This is a genomic window from Pseudomonas sp. xss_4 (assembly GCF_043104125.1).
GTDB lineage: Bacteria > Pseudomonadota > Gammaproteobacteria > Pseudomonadales > Pseudomonadaceae > Aquipseudomonas > Aquipseudomonas parafulva_B.
Genome location: NZ_JBICKJ010000016.1, coordinates 94,875 through 113,708, shown reverse-complemented (window position 1 = coordinate 113,708; position 18,834 = coordinate 94,875). Strand labels below are relative to the sequence as shown.

Annotated in this window: 17 protein-coding genes; 13 read left to right on the top strand and 4 right to left on the bottom strand. The window is 60.8% G+C overall.

Features of this window, described 5'->3' with window-relative positions; translation table 11 throughout:
- From ACF8GB_RS02755 to ACF8GB_RS02730, 6 genes are all read left to right on the top strand, one after another.
- Positions 1–4,539, top strand: a 4,539-nt coding sequence (locus ACF8GB_RS02755) for an immunoglobulin-like domain-containing protein (protein WP_392526510.1), incomplete at its 5' end; no start/stop codon positions are given.
- A gap of 186 nt (positions 4,540–4,725) precedes the next feature.
- On the top strand, positions 4,726–5,067 hold the full coding sequence (locus ACF8GB_RS02750) for a hypothetical protein (protein WP_023535786.1): 342 nt from the start codon (positions 4,726–4,728) through the stop codon (positions 5,065–5,067).
- Positions 5,068–5,263: 196 nt separating this feature from the next.
- Positions 5,264–6,163, top strand: a complete 900-nt coding sequence (locus ACF8GB_RS02745; RefSeq protein ID WP_196185958.1) for a TauD/TfdA family dioxygenase — start codon at positions 5,264–5,266, stop codon at positions 6,161–6,163.
- A 16-nt stretch (positions 6,164–6,179) separates the two neighbouring features.
- Positions 6,180–7,199: an ABC transporter substrate-binding protein gene (locus tag ACF8GB_RS02740; RefSeq protein ID WP_058637030.1), complete on the top strand. Its 1,020-nt coding sequence runs from the start codon at positions 6,180–6,182 to the stop codon at positions 7,197–7,199.
- A 3-nt stretch (positions 7,200–7,202) separates the two neighbouring features.
- Positions 7,203–8,066: an ABC transporter ATP-binding protein gene (locus ACF8GB_RS02735; protein WP_392526509.1), complete on the top strand. Its 864-nt coding sequence runs from the start codon at positions 7,203–7,205 to the stop codon at positions 8,064–8,066.
- A gap of 15 nt (positions 8,067–8,081) precedes the next feature.
- A complete protein-coding gene (locus ACF8GB_RS02730; RefSeq protein WP_058604670.1) occupies positions 8,082–8,945 on the top strand; it encodes an ABC transporter permease in 864 nt (287 codons plus the stop codon).
- Between the two features lie 59 nt (positions 8,946–9,004).
- Here the strand turns inward: ACF8GB_RS02730 and ACF8GB_RS02725 are convergent, their stop codons facing one another.
- Positions 9,005–9,565 (bottom strand): WYL domain-containing protein, encoded by a 561-nt coding sequence (locus ACF8GB_RS02725; RefSeq protein WP_392526508.1) that lies wholly within the window; start codon positions 9,563–9,565, stop codon positions 9,005–9,007.
- A gap of 207 nt (positions 9,566–9,772) precedes the next feature.
- On the opposite strand from ACF8GB_RS02725, the gene ACF8GB_RS02720 reads away from it, so the two are divergent.
- From ACF8GB_RS02720 to ACF8GB_RS02695, 6 genes are all read left to right on the top strand, one after another.
- A complete protein-coding gene (locus ACF8GB_RS02720; RefSeq protein WP_058604672.1) occupies positions 9,773–10,564 on the top strand; it encodes a tetratricopeptide repeat protein in 792 nt (263 codons plus the stop codon).
- Between the two features lie 136 nt (positions 10,565–10,700).
- Positions 10,701–11,153: a MarR family winged helix-turn-helix transcriptional regulator gene (locus ACF8GB_RS02715; RefSeq protein ID WP_058604673.1), complete on the top strand. Its 453-nt coding sequence runs from the start codon at positions 10,701–10,703 to the stop codon at positions 11,151–11,153.
- On the top strand, positions 11,150–13,237 hold the full coding sequence (locus tag ACF8GB_RS02710; protein WP_392526507.1) for an FUSC family protein: 2,088 nt from the start codon (positions 11,150–11,152) through the stop codon (positions 13,235–13,237). Before ACF8GB_RS02715 ends, ACF8GB_RS02710 begins: the two co-directional genes overlap by 4 nt.
- Entirely contained in the window at positions 13,234–13,446 is a 213-nt protein-coding gene (locus ACF8GB_RS02705; protein WP_023535833.1) for a DUF1656 domain-containing protein, read from the top strand. The genes ACF8GB_RS02710 and ACF8GB_RS02705 overlap by 4 nt, the downstream gene beginning before the upstream one ends.
- A complete protein-coding gene (locus ACF8GB_RS02700) occupies positions 13,443–14,318 on the top strand; it encodes an HlyD family secretion protein (protein ID WP_058604675.1) in 876 nt (291 codons plus the stop codon). The genes ACF8GB_RS02705 and ACF8GB_RS02700 overlap by 4 nt, the downstream gene beginning before the upstream one ends.
- A complete protein-coding gene (locus ACF8GB_RS02695; protein ID WP_078477806.1) occupies positions 14,315–15,733 on the top strand; it encodes an efflux transporter outer membrane subunit in 1,419 nt (472 codons plus the stop codon). The genes ACF8GB_RS02700 and ACF8GB_RS02695 overlap by 4 nt, the downstream gene beginning before the upstream one ends.
- A gap of 147 nt (positions 15,734–15,880) precedes the next feature.
- Here the strand turns inward: ACF8GB_RS02695 and ACF8GB_RS02690 are convergent, their stop codons facing one another.
- Both ACF8GB_RS02690 and ACF8GB_RS02685 read right to left on the bottom strand, forming a co-directional pair.
- The gene (locus tag ACF8GB_RS02690; RefSeq protein WP_023535777.1) at positions 15,881–16,126 is read right to left on the bottom strand and encodes a TIGR02647 family protein; all 246 of its coding nucleotides are present in this window, start codon (positions 16,124–16,126) and stop codon (positions 15,881–15,883) included.
- Positions 16,127–16,194: 68 nt separating this feature from the next.
- On the bottom strand, positions 16,195–16,494 hold the full coding sequence (locus tag ACF8GB_RS02685; RefSeq protein ID WP_058637035.1) for a hypothetical protein: 300 nt from the start codon (positions 16,492–16,494) through the stop codon (positions 16,195–16,197).
- Between the two features lie 148 nt (positions 16,495–16,642).
- Between ACF8GB_RS02685 and ACF8GB_RS02680 the strand changes: the two genes are divergently transcribed.
- The gene (locus tag ACF8GB_RS02680; protein ID WP_144966059.1) at positions 16,643–17,302 is read left to right on the top strand and encodes a glutathione S-transferase; all 660 of its coding nucleotides are present in this window, start codon (positions 16,643–16,645) and stop codon (positions 17,300–17,302) included.
- A gap of 111 nt (positions 17,303–17,413) precedes the next feature.
- Here the strand turns inward: ACF8GB_RS02680 and argH are convergent, their stop codons facing one another.
- A complete protein-coding gene (gene argH / locus ACF8GB_RS02675) occupies positions 17,414–18,808 on the bottom strand; it encodes an argininosuccinate lyase (RefSeq protein ID WP_058604679.1) in 1,395 nt (464 codons plus the stop codon).
- Between the last annotated feature and the right edge of the window lie 26 nt (positions 18,809–18,834).

The window sequence follows — 18,834 nt, the reverse complement described above, 5'->3', positions numbered from 1 at the left end:
CTGGACAAAGACCTGACCGTCACCCTGAGCAACAACGCTACCGTTGTGTTCAAGGCTGGCGAGATGACCAAGACCTACACCGCTGCGGCGCAGGGCGATGACGTGTTCAAGGACGAGGGCAAGCTGGAGATCGGCATCGCCAAGGCTGAAGTACCAAACGCCAAGTTCGAGAACCTGGTGCTGGGCGCCCCTGCCTCGGTCAACATCACCGACACCATCAGCAAGGTCACCGCTGTGCTGGCTGTGGATAACACCACTGTGGCTGAAGGCGGCAAGATCACCTACACCGTGACCTTGGTCAGTGAAGACACCAACCTGCCGGTGACTGGCCATGGTGGCGTGACCGTCACCCTGACCGGCGGCACCCAGGTGTTCATCGCCGCCGGGTCTGCCAGCGGTACCGTCACCATCAATGCGCCGGATGATGTGTATGTCGGTGGCCAGCCTGCAATCACCAAGGCCATCACTGACCTCTCCGTCGCCGGTGACAAGCAGTTCGAGAACCTGGTGGCGAGCAAGAACACGGTCACCACGGCGGTGACCGATGAGCCGGCCGGCCAGGGTGACCTGGTACTGGTCAACATCGTGGCCAACCAGGCCTCGGTCAATGAAGCCACGCCGCCTCTGTTCACCCTGACCTTGAACCGCGTGCTGGACAAGGACCTCACCGTGACCCTGAGCAACAACGCCACCGTTGTGTTCAAGGCCGGGGAGACCAGCAAGTCCTACGTCGCGCCAGCTCAGGGTGATGACGTGTTCAAGGACGAGGGCAAGCTGGAGATCGGCATCACCAAGGCCGAAGTACCAAACGCCAAGTTCGAGAACCTGGTGCTGGGCGCGCCTGCCTCGGTCAACATCACTGACACCATCAGCAAGGTCACTGCTGTGCTGGCTGTGGATAACACCACCGTCGTCGAGGGTGGCAAGATCACCTACACCGTGACCTTGGTCAGCGAAGACAACAACCTGCCAGTGACCGGCCATGGTGGCGTGACCGTCACCCTGACCGGTGGCACGCAAGTGTTCATTGCCGCGGGTTCCGCAAGCGGTACGGTCAGCATCAATGCGCCGGATGACGTGTACGTCGGTGGCCAGCCTGCCATCACCAAGGCCATCACCGACATCAGCGTTGCCGGTGACAAGCAGTTCGAGAGCCTGGTGGGCAGCAAGACTGCCGTGACCACGACCGTGACCGACGAGCCGAGCGGCCAGGGCGATGTGACCACCGTCGGTATCAGTGGCACCACCTCGCTCACCGAAGGCGAGACGGCGCACTACACCCTGACGTTGAGCAACCCGTCCCAGTCCGAAGTCACTGTGACCCTCAGCTACTCGGGCACGGCCAAGAACGGCGAAGACTTCACGGGTGTCACCACCGTGAAGATCCCGGCCAACAGCTCCGGCGTGACCTTCGATGTGCCGACGATCGACGACAAGCTGGTCGAAGGCACCGAGAACTTCACGGTCAAGATCGAAAGCGCCACCGGTGGCAACTTCGAGAACCTGCAGGTAAACGGCAGCAAAGGCAGCGTCACCACCGCCATCCTCGACAACGACAACCTGCCGGTATCACCAGGCGGTGCCGTGTATGGCGTGGAAGACACCGACTATGTATTCGCCTGGGGTGACTTCAAGGTCACTGACCCGGATGGCAATACCGGTCTGGCCGTGACCATCACCTCGCTGCCGGCTGCAGGCAGCCTCAAGTACTTCAACGGCAGCAGCTGGACCAACGTTACTGTCGGCCAGGTGATCAGCCAGGCCGATATCGCCGCCAGCAAACTGAAGTTCGTGCCACTGCTCAACCAGTCCGGCGCTGATGGCTACGGTGGCACCGGCGTGGGCAACCAGCAGGCTGACTACGCGCAGTTCAAGTACAAGCCCAACGACGGGACCAACCTGGGTACCGAAACGACCATGAAGGTCGACATCAGCCCTGTGGCAGACATGCCGACGCTGGCCATCGGCAGCGCCGATGTGGTGTCCAAAGGCCTGACCAAGGAAGTGTGGACCACCCTGAAGAACCTGGGTACCAACGGCAATGGCATCACCGGTGATGCACTGAAAACGGTCTTTGCCAACTCCGGCAGCGCCACCTCCAGTGCCACCACCACCAACGTCCAGTCCGACGGCAGCGTGAATGGGGGCAGCGGTTCTAAGACCTCCGGCCTGATCTACCTGGAAGCTGGCAAGACCTACACCTTCAGTGGTACTGCCGACGACAGCTTCCTGGTCAATATCGGTGGCAAGACCGTGGTCACGGCCACGTGGGGCGGCGGCGGCCAGGTGACGGGGTCGTTCACGCCTACGGCGACCGGCTACTACCCGATCGAGGTCTACCATGCCAACCAGTCCGGCCCGGGCAGCTATGACCTGAACATTCAGGTGGGCGCTGGCAGCCCAGTGGACCTGAGCAGCGCAAACATCCGCATGTACCAGAACGTGACCGAGATGGCCAACGCTGGTCTGAGCGTGTCAGACGCGCACACGGTCAACGGCCAAACCTACTACGATGGCTACAAGCTCAACGAAGGCCCAGAGAACGGTACGGTGAAACTGGTCGGTATCTCGACTGCCCTGACCGATACCGACGGTTCCGAGACGCTGAAAGTGACGTTGGGTGGCTTACCAAAAGGAACGGTGGTAACTGACAATGCAGGCCATACGGCTACAGTCAGCGATGGGCCGATCAACGTAACAGGGTGGAAACTCAGTGGCTTGACCCTTACCCCCCCTGCCTACTTCAAGGGCTCGTTTGACATAACGGTCACTTCAACTGCTACTGAAAGTCTAGGTGACTCCGCCAGCACCGTGGGCCGTATTCCGGTTACGGTTTATGGCGGCGTTTACAAAGCCAGTGTTGGTACATCGGGCAGCGACGTACTGAATGGCAGTGAAGGTCACGACATCATCGTGGCGGATGTATCTGGCCTGAACGTGGTGGCCGGTAAAAACTACAATATTGCATTCATTGTTGACAGCTCCGGCAGTATGACCGACGACTCAGTGGCTGCTGCGAAGACACAGCTGGAGTCTGTATTCAAGACACTCAAAGCGAGCGTGGGGGCCGACACGTCGGGAACGGTTAATATCTTCCTGGTAGATTTCGATACTCAGGTAAACCAAAACGTAGCCGTCAATCTATCGGACGCGGATGCTTTGAGCCAACTTCAGAGAGTTCTGAATTCCATGCAGGGCGGCGACTACGGCGGCGGTACCAATTATGAGGATGCGTTTAAAACTACAGCCAACTTCTTCAAGAGCAAGATGGCGATGGGCAACACGAACGCTGAGAATCTGACGTACTTCATTACCGATGGTAAGCCGACCTTTTACCAGCGTGGCGAGCAGACCGATGCTCGACTGTGGACGAACGGCAAAATGCTGGATGAGGTTGTTAATGTTAACAACTACAAGGTTGGTGCCACGTTCAGTGAGTGGGCTGACTCAACTCACAAGGTTGACATAAACAGTGCTGGACAACTAAAAGTCACAACGTATGGCAATCTTTTGGGTTTCCTTGTTCCCATTTCCTCAAACACTATCGGGACAATACATGCCCAAGGGGATGGCACCTACGAGCTGTCCAGTTTGGGCGGCACTGGCAAGAAGTCATCCACTAATTGGAGCGATTCGGCCACAAATACAACTGATAGTTTCATGTTGCTCGGTGGTAGTTCTACCGTACCTGGACTGAGTAAGGTGCAGGCTATTGGATTGAATTCTGAGGTCAGCCTCGCTGATCTCAAGCCGTACGACACGGCGGGCAAACCGCAGATCAATATAGATCCAACCAAACTGGCAAGCGCTATCCTTGGACATACTGAGGCGACGTTGCCTGGTGCCGATACTGTCGACGGTGGGAATGGCAACGACATCATCTTTGGTGACTTGATTACCTTGAACGGTGTTGTCAGCGAGGGCTATCAAGCCTTGCAAACGTATGTCGCCCAGAAAACAGGGGTAGATGCCAGTGCTGTCACGACTAGTAATGTCCACCAATACATCGCTGAGCACTACACCGAGTTCGATATTTCAGGGCCTAATGACGGCAACGACATCCTGTCGGGCGGTAACGGTAACGACATCCTGTTCGGTCAGGGCGGCAATGACATCCTCGATGGCGGCAAAGGCAATGACATCCTGTTGGGTGGCTCAGGCAACGACACCCTCATCGGCGGCCCGGGTGACGACATCCTGATCGGCGGCAGCGGTGCCGATACCTTCGTCTGGAAGGCCGGCGATTATGGCAATGACGTCATCAAGGACTTCAACCGCTCCGAAGGTGACCGCATCGACCTCAAGGACCTGTTGCAAGGCGAGAAAGGCAGCATCATCGACAACTACCTCAAGCTGTCGACCGTGGAGGGCACCACGACGCTGCAGGTCAGCAGCGAAGGCAAGCTCAACACCGATGGCGGGCTGGCCAATGCTGACGTCACCATCAAGCTCGAAGGTGTGAACTGGTCCAACCAGACGATCAATTCGTTGATCAGCGGTGCCGACCCGACCATCATCATCCACAACAAAGACAGCTGACGGCCCATCACCGGGGCAACCGTAAAAGGTTGCCCCGGTATGCCTTGACCTGGCGCAACTGCCTGGGCAGGCCTTCCCGCCACGCACTCCCACAGCGCATACTTTCGCGCCGCATCCACGCGTACGGCGCTTTTTGCCTATGCTGCTGTCTACCCTGAAGGAATCCATGTGACGAGGGACATCGCCATGTTCTACGTGCAACGCGACGCCGCTGGCCAGTTGCAGCGAGTGGAAGCTGCTGCGTTCGACGAATTTACCGAAATGCTTCCGGCCGACCATGCCGACATCCAGGAATGGTTTGCCGATGACGTCGTGGAAAACAGCCTCAATCAGCTCAAGCAAAGCGACCTGGACATGATCCGGGTGCTTGAAGACCTGATCGATGTGCTGACCGCCAAAGGCGTGTTCAAGATCACCGATCTGCCACCTGGCGCCCAGGCCAAACTGCTCAACCGTTCGACGGCGCGCAAGGCGCTGAGCAGCCTCAACAACCTGATAGAGGAAGAAGAAGAGGGTGGCCTGATCTGACACCCAGCCCATGCACCGGCCGGACTATGGTTATGCTTTAAAGGTATTTAAAATATCTTTCTTATGACCTTATAGTTCACCCACTGCGTACCCGTCGACCAATCGATGCGCCGCACGACTCGAACCCACACGGGAGTCCCCCGTGCGTTTCCGATCGTCGCGCGTCATGAAGTCGCGCACTGCGTGGGAGTGAAACATGCCAGCCGCCTTGAACGCCCTGTCGCTCATCGATAGCGCGCCGTCACAACTTTTTGAAGTCCACCCGTTCGCCGGCGCCGTCGGCGCCGAAGTCATCGGCCTCGACCTATCCAGGCCGCTCAATGCCCAGGACTTCGCGCGTATTCATCGCGCTCACCTCGATCATCATGTTCTGGTTTTTCGCGATCAGCGCATCACGCCTGAGCAGCAGATCGCGTTCAGCCGCCGCTTTGGCGAACTGCAGATTCATGTGCTCAAGCAGTTCCTGCTTCTGGGGCACTCTGAAATCCTGATTGTTTCCAACATCATCGAGAACGGCCAGAACATCGGCCTGGGCGATGCGGGCAAGTTCTGGCACTCGGACCTCTCCTACAAGGCACTGCCCAGCTTGGGCTCGATGCTGCATGCCCAGGAACTCCCTGACGAGGGCGGGGACACGTTGTTCGCCGACATGCACAAGGCCTGGGACGCAGTACCCGCTGCGCTACGCACACTGGTAGCCGGGCGCAGTGCCGCTCATTCCTACACAGCCCGCTACGCCGAAACCCGATTCGAAGGCAATTGGCGCCCTGCACTGACAGCCGAGCAACTGGCTCAGGTGCAGGAAGTCATCCACCCCGTCGTGCGTACCCACCCCGAAACCGGTCGCCAGGCATTGTTCGTCAGTGAAGGGTTCACCACCCGCATCGTCGGGCTGCCGGAGGACGAAAGCCGGGATGTCCTGCAGCAGCTGTATGCCTTGAGCGTGCTGGAGCACAACGTCTACCGCCATCAATGGCAGCCCCACGACCTGGTGTTCTGGGATAACCGCTCCCTGATCCACCTGGCTGCCGGTTGCCCTGCACACCTGCGGCGCAAGCTCTACCGCACCACCATCCAGGGCGATGCCCCGTTCTGACGACAAGGATTCCATCATGCGCAAATCCATCAGCCGCCTGGCGGCAAGCATCGGGCTGGGCGCAAGCCTCGTTATTGGCAGCCTCGTGGCCCCCGCCGCCGCCCAGGCAGAAGGCAAGATTCGTATCGCCGAACAGTTCGGCATCGTCTACCTGCTGCTCAATGTGGTGCGTGACCAGCACCTGATCGAAAAGCACGGCAAGGCGCAAGGCATCGACATCGACGTCGAGTGGGCACAGCTTTCCGGTGGCTCGGCCATCAACGACGCATTGCTGTCCGGCTCGGTGGATATCGCAGGTGCTGGCGTAGGCCCGCTGCTCACCGTCTGGGATCGAACCCGAGGGCGACAGAACGTCAAGGCCGTGGCTTCGCTGGGCAACTTCCCGTATTACCTGGTCAGCAGCAATCCGGCTGTGAAGACCATTGCGGATCTTTCCGACAAGGACCGCATCGCCGTGCCGGCGGTGGGGGTGTCCGTGCAGTCGCGCTTGCTGCAATACGCCGCGGCGCAGCAATGGGGAGACGAGCAATACAACCGCCTGGACAAGTACACCCTGGCGGTTCCTCATCCTGATGCGACGGCCGCCTTGCTGGCAGGCGGTACCGAACTCAACGGGCACTTCTCAAACCCGCCGTTCCAGGATCAGGCGCTGGCCAACAAGAACGTGCACATCGTGCTCGACAGCTACGACTTGCTTGGGCCGAATTCGCCCACGCTGCTGTTTGCCACCGAAAAATTCCGCAAGGACAACCCCAAGACGTACAGAGCCTTCGTCGATGCCATCGCCGAAGCGGCCACGTTTGCCCAGAACGACAAGGCGGCAGCCGCCGATACCTACATCCGGGTGACCAACGCTAAGATCGACCGCGCAAGCCTCATCAAGCTGATCGACAACCCTCGGTACGAATTTACCGTCACGCCAAAGAACACCTACAAGCTCGCCGAATTTCTCTACAGGGTCGGCGCGATCAAGCACAAGCCAGCGTCGTGGAAGGATTATTTCTTCCAGGATGAACATCCGCTGCAGGGGAGCTGAGCCATGACTGCGCCATTGCCAGGCCACACGGTCAGCACCTTGAGCCATCCTATAGCACCGCCGTTGTTGAACGTGCAGGGCCTTACCCTTGAATACCGCACCCGGCAACGGGTGGTACGCGCTACCCATCAGGTCAGTTTCGAGGTGGATCAGGCTGATCGCTTCGTCCTGCTGGGGCCATCCGGTTGTGGCAAGTCAACCTTGCTCAAAGCCGTGGCCGGCTTCATCGAACCCCGTGAAGGACAGATCCTGCTTCAGGGGCAACCCGTCAGCGGCCCGGGACCGGACCGCATCGTGGTGTTCCAGGAATTCGACCAGTTGCCGCCTTGGAAGACAGTGAAGCACAACGTCATGTTTCCACTGTTGGTATCGGGCCAATTGAAGCGGGCCGATGCTGAAGAGCGGGCGCTTCACTACCTGGAGAAAGTCGGTCTTGCAGCCTTTGCCGATGCCTACCCGCATACGCTATCAGGCGGCATGAAAGCGCGCGTGGCGATTGCCAGGGCCTTGGCCACGCAGCCGAAGATATTGCTGATGGACGAACCGTTCGCCGCACTCGATGCACTTACCCGGCGCAAGATGCAGGAAGAGTTGCTGCTGCTGTGGGAGGAAGTACGCTTCACCTTGCTGTTCGTCACCCACTCCATCGAAGAGGCCTTGGTGGTGGGCAACCGCATCTTGCTGCTCACGCCTCACCCCGGCCGGGTACGCGCCGAGGTGCACAGCCACCAATATGACCTGGGCAGCCTGGGGGGCAGCGATTTCCAGGCCAGTGCCCGGCGCATACACCGTTTGCTGTTCGATGAAGCGGCCGACCCCGCTCAAGTCGATGACATTGGTTTCAACGACATCCGCATTGCCTACTGATCAGGAGCTTGAGCCATGACCACAACCCCTGTGCGCCAGGAATACGAGGTGCAGCTGGAGCCATTGCTCAGCGTGCCTGTGGAACGCGACCTGTCGTTGAGTCAGCGTCTCTGGCAGCACGGTTGGCTGCGCAAGGCCGTCATCCTGATAGTTATCGCATTGCTGTGGGAAGCCGTCGCCCGTTATCAGGACAACGACCTGCTGCTACCTACCTTCCTGCAGACAGCTGCCGCGCTGTGGGAGGGCCTGGTCAGTGGAGAGCTGCCGGCCAAGGTCGGCGTGTCGCTGGTGATCTTGCTCAAGGGCTACCTGCTAGGGATTATCCTGGCCTTTGGTCTCACCAGCCTGGCCGTCTCCACCCAGCTTGGGCGCGACCTGCTGAGCACCTTGACCTCGATGTTCAACCCCCTGCCTGCCATCGCCCTGTTGCCATTGGCCTTGCTGTGGTTCGGGCTAGGCGACAACAGCCTGATCTTCGTCCTGGTGCATTCGGTGCTCTGGGCCCTGGCGCTCAATACCTATGCAGGGTTCCAGGGTGTTTCCGACACCCTGCGCATGGCCGGGCGCAACTATGGCCTCAAAGGGCTACGGCTGGTGATGCACATCCTGGTGCCGGCGGCGTTGCCCTCGATTCTGTCCGGGCTCAAGATCGGCTGGGCGTTCGCCTGGCGCACGCTGATTGCCGCAGAACTGGTCTTTGGTGCCAGCAGCGGCAAAGGTGGCCTGGGTTGGTACATTTTTCAGAACCGCAACGAACTCTATACCGACAAGGTGTTCGCAGGCCTTGCGGTGGTCATCCTGATCGGGCTGCTGGTTGAGGGGCTAGTCTTCAACACCCTGGAGCGCCTGACGGTCAAGCGCTGGGGCATGCAGCGCTGAGCTTGCAAGCGCCGGCGTTGGCCGGTCGCATTGGCCAAGGCCAATGCGACCGGCCCTGGTCATGGTGTTAGATACTGGGCTGCGGCGTTGCTGAGAATCCTGCCGATCTCTTCGCGCAAATGCGCAGGCTGCTCGACCACCAGTTCGTCCCCACGGCTCAAAAGCCACCAGCGCAACGAGCTCCCGTCGCTCACCGTGGCCCGCAGCCGATGCCCCTGGTCATGGGCGGTCAACTGCATGTCGCTGCTCAGTGGAGCCTCTCTGAGCTGGCGCGCCAGGGGGTCACTGATGCGCGCCACCAATTCAATGCCTTCGCCCGGTGGCGCTTGCAGCGCTTCTCCTTTGAGATGCGCCAGCAGATCGGTGGTGCCGCGCAGCTCGCTCACAACGCCCGCGGCCCAGTGCCACCCGTAGGGAATGCTCTTGTCGTTGCGCTCCAGCGGGAAGATCAACGACAGGTCATTGAGGTCGCGCTCTACGGTTCGCTTGCTGACGGTAAAGCCCAGGTCTCGTAGCCGACAAGCCAGCTCGGAACTGGTGAGGCCTGGAGAACGGCCCGGTAGCTGGCGCAGCAGCGCCCACTGACGGCTGAGGGTGGCGCGAGTGGTGGCGAACGGCAAAAGGTAACGTCCTTGTCTAGGCTTGCCGCTCTAGGATGGCGGCACGCGAGGGGCATGGCAATTGGCCACGGACCGCTCAGATCAAGTAAGTGACGGTTGGTTGCCTGCCTCCGAATCGTTCGCGACAGGTTTTGACGTCCTGTTGCGCAGAATCACGCCTCATCACAGCCGAAGGTTGAGGTTGTGCGTCGTTCAATGAGGATGAACATGTCTGCTGTCGGCAATATCCATTCGCTGCTCGCCCGCCTGCTTCCGGCACAGGTGATCGTTCCGCCCGCTGTCGCCCGACGCCAGCGGCTGTTTGCAGGTGTCGGCATGCCCAGTCAACGGACGATGCTGGTCAGCCGTCTGGACGAAGCCAGTGACCTGCAAGCGGTCTACCAGGATCTGCGCCTGCAAGCCCTGCAGGGGAACGTGGCAGCGCTGAACGACCTGGGTTGGATCTGGCTCAATGGCAAGTACTGGCGTGCTGATACGGTGTTGGCCGGGCACCTTCTGCGCATGGCGGCATTGCAGGGCAGTGCCGTGGCCTGGTTCAACCTGGGGCAGCAGCACTACTTCGGCAAAGGTGTGGATCGTTCCTACACGCAGGCCGCCGAATGCTACCGCCAGGCGTTCGAGCGAGGCATGTCGCATGCGGCCGCTGCGCTGGGAGACTTGTACGAAGAAGAAGTGTGCGATGGCCGTATGCAATGGCAGGTCGATCCGCAGCTGGCCTACCGATGGTTCCTGCAGGGTGCCGAACAGGGTGAAGCACGCTGTCGTTTCGAGGTTGGCTACCGGCTGATTCACGGCCTGCATGTGCAACCGGAGCTCAAGCCGGCATTGTACTGGCTCGAACTGGCGGCCGCTGCGGGTGTGGTGCAGGCGGCAGAAGAACTGGCCGTGCACTTCAGTCGACGCGATCAGGAGCGCTATCAGCAATGGCGCGATCGCGCCGTGCAGATGGGCAGTACCTTGGCCCTGACCATGAAGCTGGAAGATCAGGTTCAGCCTTGAAGTAATAGAGTGGGTAGCGGTTGGCCTGGCCGTGTGAACAAGATTTCATGCAGGCGCTTCGTCGCCCCCGGTTGACGGAAGGGGGAGCATCAGGCGTATATTGATAGTTAGCAAACTATGAATATATGTGATTCCCATGTCCCTTGATCTTCTGCGTCTTCAGGTCAGCAGTGGCCTGGTCGTTGCCGCTCGGCACTGGCGCCGCATCTGCCACATGGCACTGACCGGCTACGGCATTTCCGAAGCCTGTGCCGCGCCACTGCTGATGATCGTGCGCCTGGGCGATGGCGTGCACCAGGTGGCGGTCGCCCAGGCGGCCGGGCTGGAAAGCCCGTCCCTGGTGCGCTTGCTCGACCAGCTGTGCAGGGCCGGGTTGGTGTTGCGTAGCGAAGATCCGATGGACAGGCGCGCCAAGGCCCTGAGCCTTACGGCTGAAGGGCGCGTGCTGGCCGAGGCCATCGAGGCGGAGCTGGTGAGGGTGCGCGGTGATGTGCTGAGTCGGCTCGATCCAGAAGACCTGCAGGCCACGCTGCGTGTACTGCGCGCATTCGAAGCAGCCGGGCTGGGCAGCACGGGCGGGGTCGCATGAACGGCTTCTTCAGCTCGGTGCCACCGGCGCGCGATTGGTTCTACGGCGTGCGCACATTCGCCGCCTCCATGATCGCGCTATATATCGCCCTGCTCATGCAGTTGCCGCGCCCGTACTGGGCCATGGCGACCGTCTACATCGTTTCCAGCCCCTTCCTGGGGCCTACCAGCTCCAAGGCGTTGTACCGCGCCCTGGGCACCTTGCTGGGCGCCGCTGGGGCAGTGCTGCTGGTACCGCCCCTGGTGCAGTCGCCGCTGCTGCTGAGCATCGCAGTGGCCCTGTGGACGGGGACGTTGCTGTTCCTCTCGCTGAATGTGCGCACGGCCAACAACTACGTGTTCATGCTGGCCGGGTATACCTTGCCGATGATCGCCCTGGCAGTGGTCGATAACCCATTGGCCGTGTTCGACGTGGCTTCCTCGCGGGCCCAGGAAATCTGCCTGGGGATCGTCTGCGCAGCCGTAGTCGGGGCCATTTTCTGGCCACGACGGCTGGCGCCTGTGGTGGTAGGGGCGACAGGCAACTGGTTCAACGATGCCATTCGCTACAGCGACAGCTATCTTGCCCGGCAGCAGAGCACGGTCGATGTCGGTGGCATGCGCGGGGCGATGGTGGCGACCTTCAACTCACTGGAGTTGATGATCGGCCAGCTCGGCCATGAAGGTACCGGCCCCCATACCTTGCAAAACGCCCGCGAGCTACGTGGGCGCATGATCCACCTGCTGCCGGTCATCGACGCGCTGGACGATGCATTGGCGGCCTTGCAAGGGCGCGCTGCGCAGCAATTTGAACACATCCTGCCTGTGCTCGATGCTGCACGTGAATGGCTCAAGGGCACCGCAGACAGCCCCTCTGTCCAGCGGTGGGCAGCTCTGCATCAAAGGATCGACGATCTGCGCCCGGATGCGGCTGCACTGGACCAACGGGCCGAGCTGTTGCTGTCCAACGCGCTCTATCGGCTCACCGAATGGGTAGACCTGTGGCAGGACTGCTGTACCTTGCAGCATGCTCTGCGTACCGACGACGCCACCCCCTGGCGCGCCGTTTACCGGCACTGGCGCCTGGCACGCTTGCGGCCATTCTTCGACCGGGGCCTGATGCTCTACTCGGTCACCTCCACCGTCCTGGCCATCATCGTTGCCTGCGGCCTGTGGATCGGCCTGGGCTGGAATGATGGCGCCAGTGCGGTGATCCTGGCGGCCGTCTCATGCAGCTTCTTCGCGGCGATGGACGACCCGGCCCCACAGATCTACCGTTTTTTCTTCTGGACCCTGCTGTCGGTCATTTTCTCGAGCCTGTATTTGTTCCTCGTGCTGCCCAACCTGCATGACTTCCCGATGCTGGTACTGGCCTTCGCCGTGCCTTTCATCTGCATCGGCACGTTGACAGTACAGCCACGCTTTTACTTAGGGACATTGCTGACCATCGTCAACACCTCGACCTTCATCAGCATCCAGGGTGCCTACGACGCCGATTTCTTCACCTTCCTCAATTCCAACCTCGCCGGCCCGGTTGGCCTGCTCTTCGCGTTCATCTGGACCCTGGTCATGCGCCCCTTCGGTGTGGAGCTGGCTGCCAAGCGCATGACCCGTTTCGCCTGGCGCGACATCGTCGAGGTGACCGAGCACGCAACCTTGGCCGAGCATCGCAAGGTGGGTGTAAAAATGCTCGATCGCCTGATGCAGCATTTACCTCGCCTGTCGCAAACCGGCCAGGACAGCAGCGTGGCGCTACGGGACTTGCGTGTTGGGCTGAACCTGCTCGACTTGTTGGCGTACATGCCGCGTGCCGGTCAGGTCGCCCGTGAACGACTGGCCCTGGTGATCGCTGAAGTGGGTGCCCATTACGCGGCCTGCCTGCGCGCCGGTGAGCGGCTGCACGCGCCACCTGCACTCTTGCGCAACATGGAAAGGGCCCGGCTGGCGCTCAGTCTCGATGAGCCCTGCGAACGCCTCGACGCCCGCCCGCATTTGTTGCATGCGCTGGCTGGCCTGCGCCTGGCGCTGCTGCCAGGCGTCGAGGTCATGCTCGAGCCTGCGGAGCAACTGCAACTACCGTCTGGCCTGGATGGAGCACCCCTGTGATCGGTGAACTGGATATCAGTGGGGTATTCCTGCCCACGCTGCTGGTGATGATGATTGGAACCTACCTGCTGTTTCTGGGTGTCCACGCCGTACTGGTGCGTGTGCACTTCTATCGCCTGGTCTGGCACCGGGCATTGTTCAACGTTGCCCTCTACGCCGTGCTGCTCGGTGCGGTGGACCACTTCTGTCGAAGCCTGATGCTGCCATGAAAAAACCTTTGCTGACCCTGGGCCGTGTGGTCCTTACTCTGTTGGTCGTGACATTTGCCGCCGTACTCGTCTGGCAGATGGTTGTGTACTACCTGTTCGCACCCTGGACGCGCGATGGCCACATTCGCGCCGATGTGATCCAGATCGCCCCGGACGTATCCGGGTTGATCCAGAAGGTCGAGGTGCGCGACAACCAGACCGTCAAGCGTGGCGATGTGCTGTTCACCATCGACCAGGACCGTTTCACCCTGGCGCTGCGTCAGGCCAAGGCCACGCTCGGCGAGCGTCAGGAAACTTTGGCCCAGGCCTCGCGGGAGGTGAACCGTAATCGTAAGTTGGGCAACCTGGTCGCGGCCGAACAGCTCGAAGAAAGCCAGTCGCGCCAAGCGCGCGCCCGCTCGGCGGTCAGTGAGGCGCAGGTGGCTGTCGACAGTGCCCAGTTGAACCTGGATCGCTCGGTGGTGCGCAGCCCCGTGGACGGTTATCTCAACGATCGCGCGCCGCGCAACCATGAGTTCGTAACCGCCGGGCGACCGGTGCTGTCGGTGGTCGACAGTGCCTCTTATCACGTCGATGGCTACTTCGAGGAAACCAAGCTGGGGGGCATTCACATCGGGGACGTGGTGGATATTCGTGTGATGGGCGACAACACCCGCCTGCGCGGGCATGTGGAAAGCTTTGCAGCCGGCATCGAGGACCGCGACCGCAGCAGCGGCACCAACCTGCTGCCCAACGTCAACCCTGCCTTCAGCTGGGTGAGGCTGGCCCAGCGGATTCCGGTGCGGATCGCCTTTGACGAAGTCCCGCAGGATTTCCGCATGATTGCCGGGCGAACCGCCACCGTCTCGATCGTCGAGGACATGCACCCATGAAACGGCTGATGCTCGCAGGGCTATGCCTGTCGCTCGGCGCCTGCATGACGGTCGGGCCAGACTACGAGCTGCCCAAAGAAGCGGCAATCCAGCGCACTGACCTCAACGGCCCCCTGCGCCAAGATGCCGACAGCGTGGTGTCGGCACCGGTGCCGGAAGATTGGTGGCAGTTGTATCACGACCCGCGGTTGAACGCGCTGGTACGCCAGGCCCTGAGTGCCAATACCGAGTTGCGCGTGGCTGCGGCGAACATCGCCAAGGCCCGTGCGCAGGTCGACATCGCTGAATCTCAAGGAGGCTTCGACGGTGGGGTGAAGCTAGGTGCCCAGCGCCTGCAAGAGTCTGGGGAAGCTTTCTTGCAGCCCGAGAAGGTGCCTGTGGCGAACATCGGCGAGGCGATCATAAGCGCGTCCTACCAGTTCGACCTGTGGGGCACCTTCAAACGCGGTACGGAAGCTGCCAGGGCCAGTGCCGATGCGGTACAGGCCGCAGCGGACACGGCGCGGATCACGCTGGTGGCGGATGTGGTCAAGGCCTACACCCAGGTGTGCTCGGCCAACGAGGAATACCACATTGCCCGTGAGTCGCTCGATTTACAGGCGCAAAGCGTCAAGCTCAGCCAGCGCCTGCGCGATGCGGGGCGTGGTGATGAAACTCAGGTGACGCGGTCGCAAACCCAGTTCAAGTCTTTGGGCGCCGAGCTGCCGCGATTCAAGGCCGAACGTGAGACAGGCCTGTATACCCTGGCCGCATTGCTGGCGGTCCCCATGCAGAAGCTGCCAGCAGGAACTGCCGATTGCTCTGAACTGCCGCAGCTGACTCAGTTAGTGCCGGTGGGCGATGGCGCCGCGTTGCTCAAACGTCGCCCCGACGTACGCCAGGCAGAGCGCCAATTGGCGGCTGCCACCGCCAATATCGGTGTAGCGACCGGCGCGCTTTATCCACAGATCAGCATCGGCGCGCAGGTCGGGACCATCGGCATCCTGGACAACCTGGGCGAGCCTGCGACCAACCGCTGGGGCTTCGGCCCGCAGATCAGCTGGAGCATCCCCACCAACGGCACGCGGGCCCGCATTCGCATGGCTGAAGCGTCCACCCAGGCGGCCTTGGCGAATTTCGATGGTGTGGTACTCAATGCCATACGCGAAACCCAGACAAGGCTGGCTCAATACAGCGCACTGCTGGACCGGCGCGATGCACTGGCCGAGGCAGAGAAGTCTGCTCGGGAAGCGGCCGACCAGACGCACCGGTACTACCAGGCCGGGCGTGAGTCATTTCTGGCGGACTTGCAGGCGACGCGGACCTATACCGACATGCGTGCGCAGTTGGCGGCTGCGAACAGCCAGGTTGCAATGGGGCAGGTTGGCGTGTTTCTGGCGCTTGGAGGCGGTTGGAAGCGTCCCATGGAGCACTGAGGGGTAAATAGAGTCTGTGTAAAAGTATCGAGACAAGGGTCAGGCAAGGCGCGCGCAGCCGAGAAAACAGAGTTTACGGTTTGTGAATGAGTGTTCCGCGGCCAATGTACAGCAGGGGCTGCAGCGCAGCCCCAGTCAATCACAAGGTCAGGCCGGCTGGGGCGCTCTCAGAATGTTCTGCAGCAACTGAACACTTTCGACCGCGTCGTGACCCAGGCTGGTCAGGTAGCCCCCGTCGGGTTGATCGGTCAGGCCTTTTTCGTGCAGCCGCTGCGCGGCGGCGATGAGCGTCGGGGATGCGGTGTTGTGAATCTTGATGCCTTCCTGGCTGCTGTCGAGATTGAACAGTGCAAGCACTTCCAGTTCAGCGATCAGTTCGGGTGAAAAGGACATGGCGACTCCTGACTTCCAGACGAGGATAGCGGCACCGCGGGGGTGCCTGAATCTGGAGTGTAGCCGGGTTATTCGTCGTCGCCTTGATCCATCTCAGGAGGCAGTTCGGGTAGCGCGCGCAAGGCGTTTTCATACCACTGGCTGTCGAAGGCTCGGTCCTGCGCCAGCATGTTGTCGATCTCGAAGGCCAGCACGTGGGCCATCAGGTTGAGGATATCCTCGCGCTCATACCCGACCAGTGTCAGCTTGTTGAACGTAGCCTTCGCCGCAGCCGGCTCGCCGCTTTCAATTTGGTTTTCAATGGCCTGGGTCAGCGTGGCTTCGGCGAACGCTTCATCGTCATTGTCGATATCGGTGGGCTCGCTCATGGGATTACTCCTGTCGTGGGCGCTACAGTTTGCCACGTCCGTGGTGGCAATGCCTGGTCATTGACCGGGTGCATGACGCTGGTCAGCCGATGGCCAAAAGGGCTATAAAAGCCCTGCCATTCCCATACGGCCCGGAGGCTGTCGAACCATGCTCAAGCTCCACGGATTCCCTGTCAGCAACTACTACAACATGGTCAAATTGGCCTTGTTGGAAAAGGGCGCGCCTTTCGAAGAAGTCCTGTTCTTCAGCGGTCAGACGCCTCAGGTGCTGGAAGTCAGCCCACGGGGCAAGGTGCCGGTACTGCAGACCGAGCACGGCTTTCTCAGCGAAACCACGGTGATCCTCGACTACATCGAGCAGACCCAGGGCGGCAAGGCGCTGCTTCCCGCTGATCCGTACGCAAAGGCGAAGGTGCATGAGTTGGTCAAGGAGATCGAGCTGTACATCGAGCTCCCTGCGCGTACATGCTACGCCGAAGCATTCTTTGGCATGCCCGTGGAACCCTTGGTCAAGGAAAAGGCGCGCACCGAGCTTCTGGCAGGTTTCGCCACGCTCAAGCGCAACGGGCGTTTTGCACCTTACGTGGCAGGCGAGCAATTGACCCTGGCCGACCTGATGTTCTGCTTCTCGGTCGACCTGGCATGCGCCGTAGGCAAGAAAGTGCTCAACATCGACTTCCTTGAAGATTTCCCTCAGGCCAAGGCATTGCTCGAACTAATGGGGCAGAACCCCCACATGGCGAAAATCGTCGCAGACAAGGAAGCGGCAATGCCGTCCTTCCTGGAAATGATGCGCAACAGGCGCTGAGGCGGCGGGCTAGTCCGACCAGATGGGGGCTTGTGTTACAGCCCCTAACAATCTGAATATTTTTGGCAAAGCGACGGGGCAGGGTAGCCCCCGCCCCGTCACTCAGCGCCGTTAGCGTGCGGCCAGCAACGCCTTGCCGCGCGCCACCGCTGCACGTACCTGCGCCGGTGCCGTACCACCGATGTGATCACGGGCATTTACCGAGCCTTCCAGCGTAAGGACGGCGAATACGTCCTGTTCGATCTGGTCACTGAATTGACGGAGCTCTTCCAGGCTCATCTCTGCCAGGTCCTTGCCGCTATCGACCCCGTACTTCACCGCGTGGCCCACGATTTCGTGACAGTCACGGAACGGCAGGCCACGGCGCACCAGGTAGTCGGCTAGGTCCGTTGCGGTCGAGAACCCGCGCAAGGCGGCCTCGCGCATGATGGCATGCTTGGGTTTGATGGCCGGGATCATGTCGGCGAAGGCACGCAGCGAATCGCGCAGCGTGTCTGCGGCATCGAACAGCGGTTCCTTGTCTTCCTGGTTGTCCTTGTTGTAGGCCAGCGGCTGGCCTTTCATCAGGGTCAGCAAACCAGTCAGTGCACCGAAGACGCGCCCGCTCTTGCCACGCACCAGCTCGGGCACGTCCGGGTTCTTTTTCTGCGGCATGATCGAGCTGCCGGTGCAGAATCGGTCGGGCAGGTCAATGAACTGGAACTGGGCACTGGTCCACAGCACCAGTTCTTCGGAGAAGCGCGAGAGGTGCATCATCGCCACACTGGCGGCGGCGCAGAATTCAATGGCGAAGTCACGGTCCGACACGCCGTCCAGGGAGTTGCCTGCCACGGCTTCGAAGCCCAGCAGCTTGCAGGTCAGCTCACGGTCGATGGGGTAGGTCGTGCCGGCCAGCGCAGCACTGCCCAATGGCATCCGGTTGGTACGCTTGCGGCAGTCGACCAGGCGTTCATGGTCGCGGCTGAGCATTTCGAACCAGGCCAGCAGGTGGTGGCCGAAGGTCACCGGCTGCGCCGTCTGCAGGTGCGTGAAGCCAGGCATGATGGTTTCGGCTTCGCGTTCGGCCTGTTCCAGCAGCCCTTCTTGCAGGCGGGTGATTTCGGCCAGAATCAGGTCGATTTCGTCACGCAGCCACAGGCGAATGTCGGTCGCGACCTGGTCATTGCGGCTACGGCCGGTGTGCAGTTTCTTGCCGGTGATACCAATGCGGTCGGTCAGGCGCGCTTCGATGTTCATGTGCACGTCTTCCAGGTCGACGCGCCAGTCGAAGGTGCCAGCCTCGATTTCGCCCTGGATGGTCTTGAGCCCATCGATGATGGTGTCGCGCTCGGCATCGCTGAGCACACCGACTTGCGCCAGCATGGTGGCATGAGCGATGGAGCCCATGATGTCGTGGCGGTACAGGCGCTTGTCGAAATCGACCGAGGCCGTGAAACGGGCGACGAAGGCGTCTACGGGTTCACTGAAGCGGCCGCCCCAGGACTGATTGGTCTTGTCAGTGCTCATGGTTTCACTCATTGCAGGCGTGAACG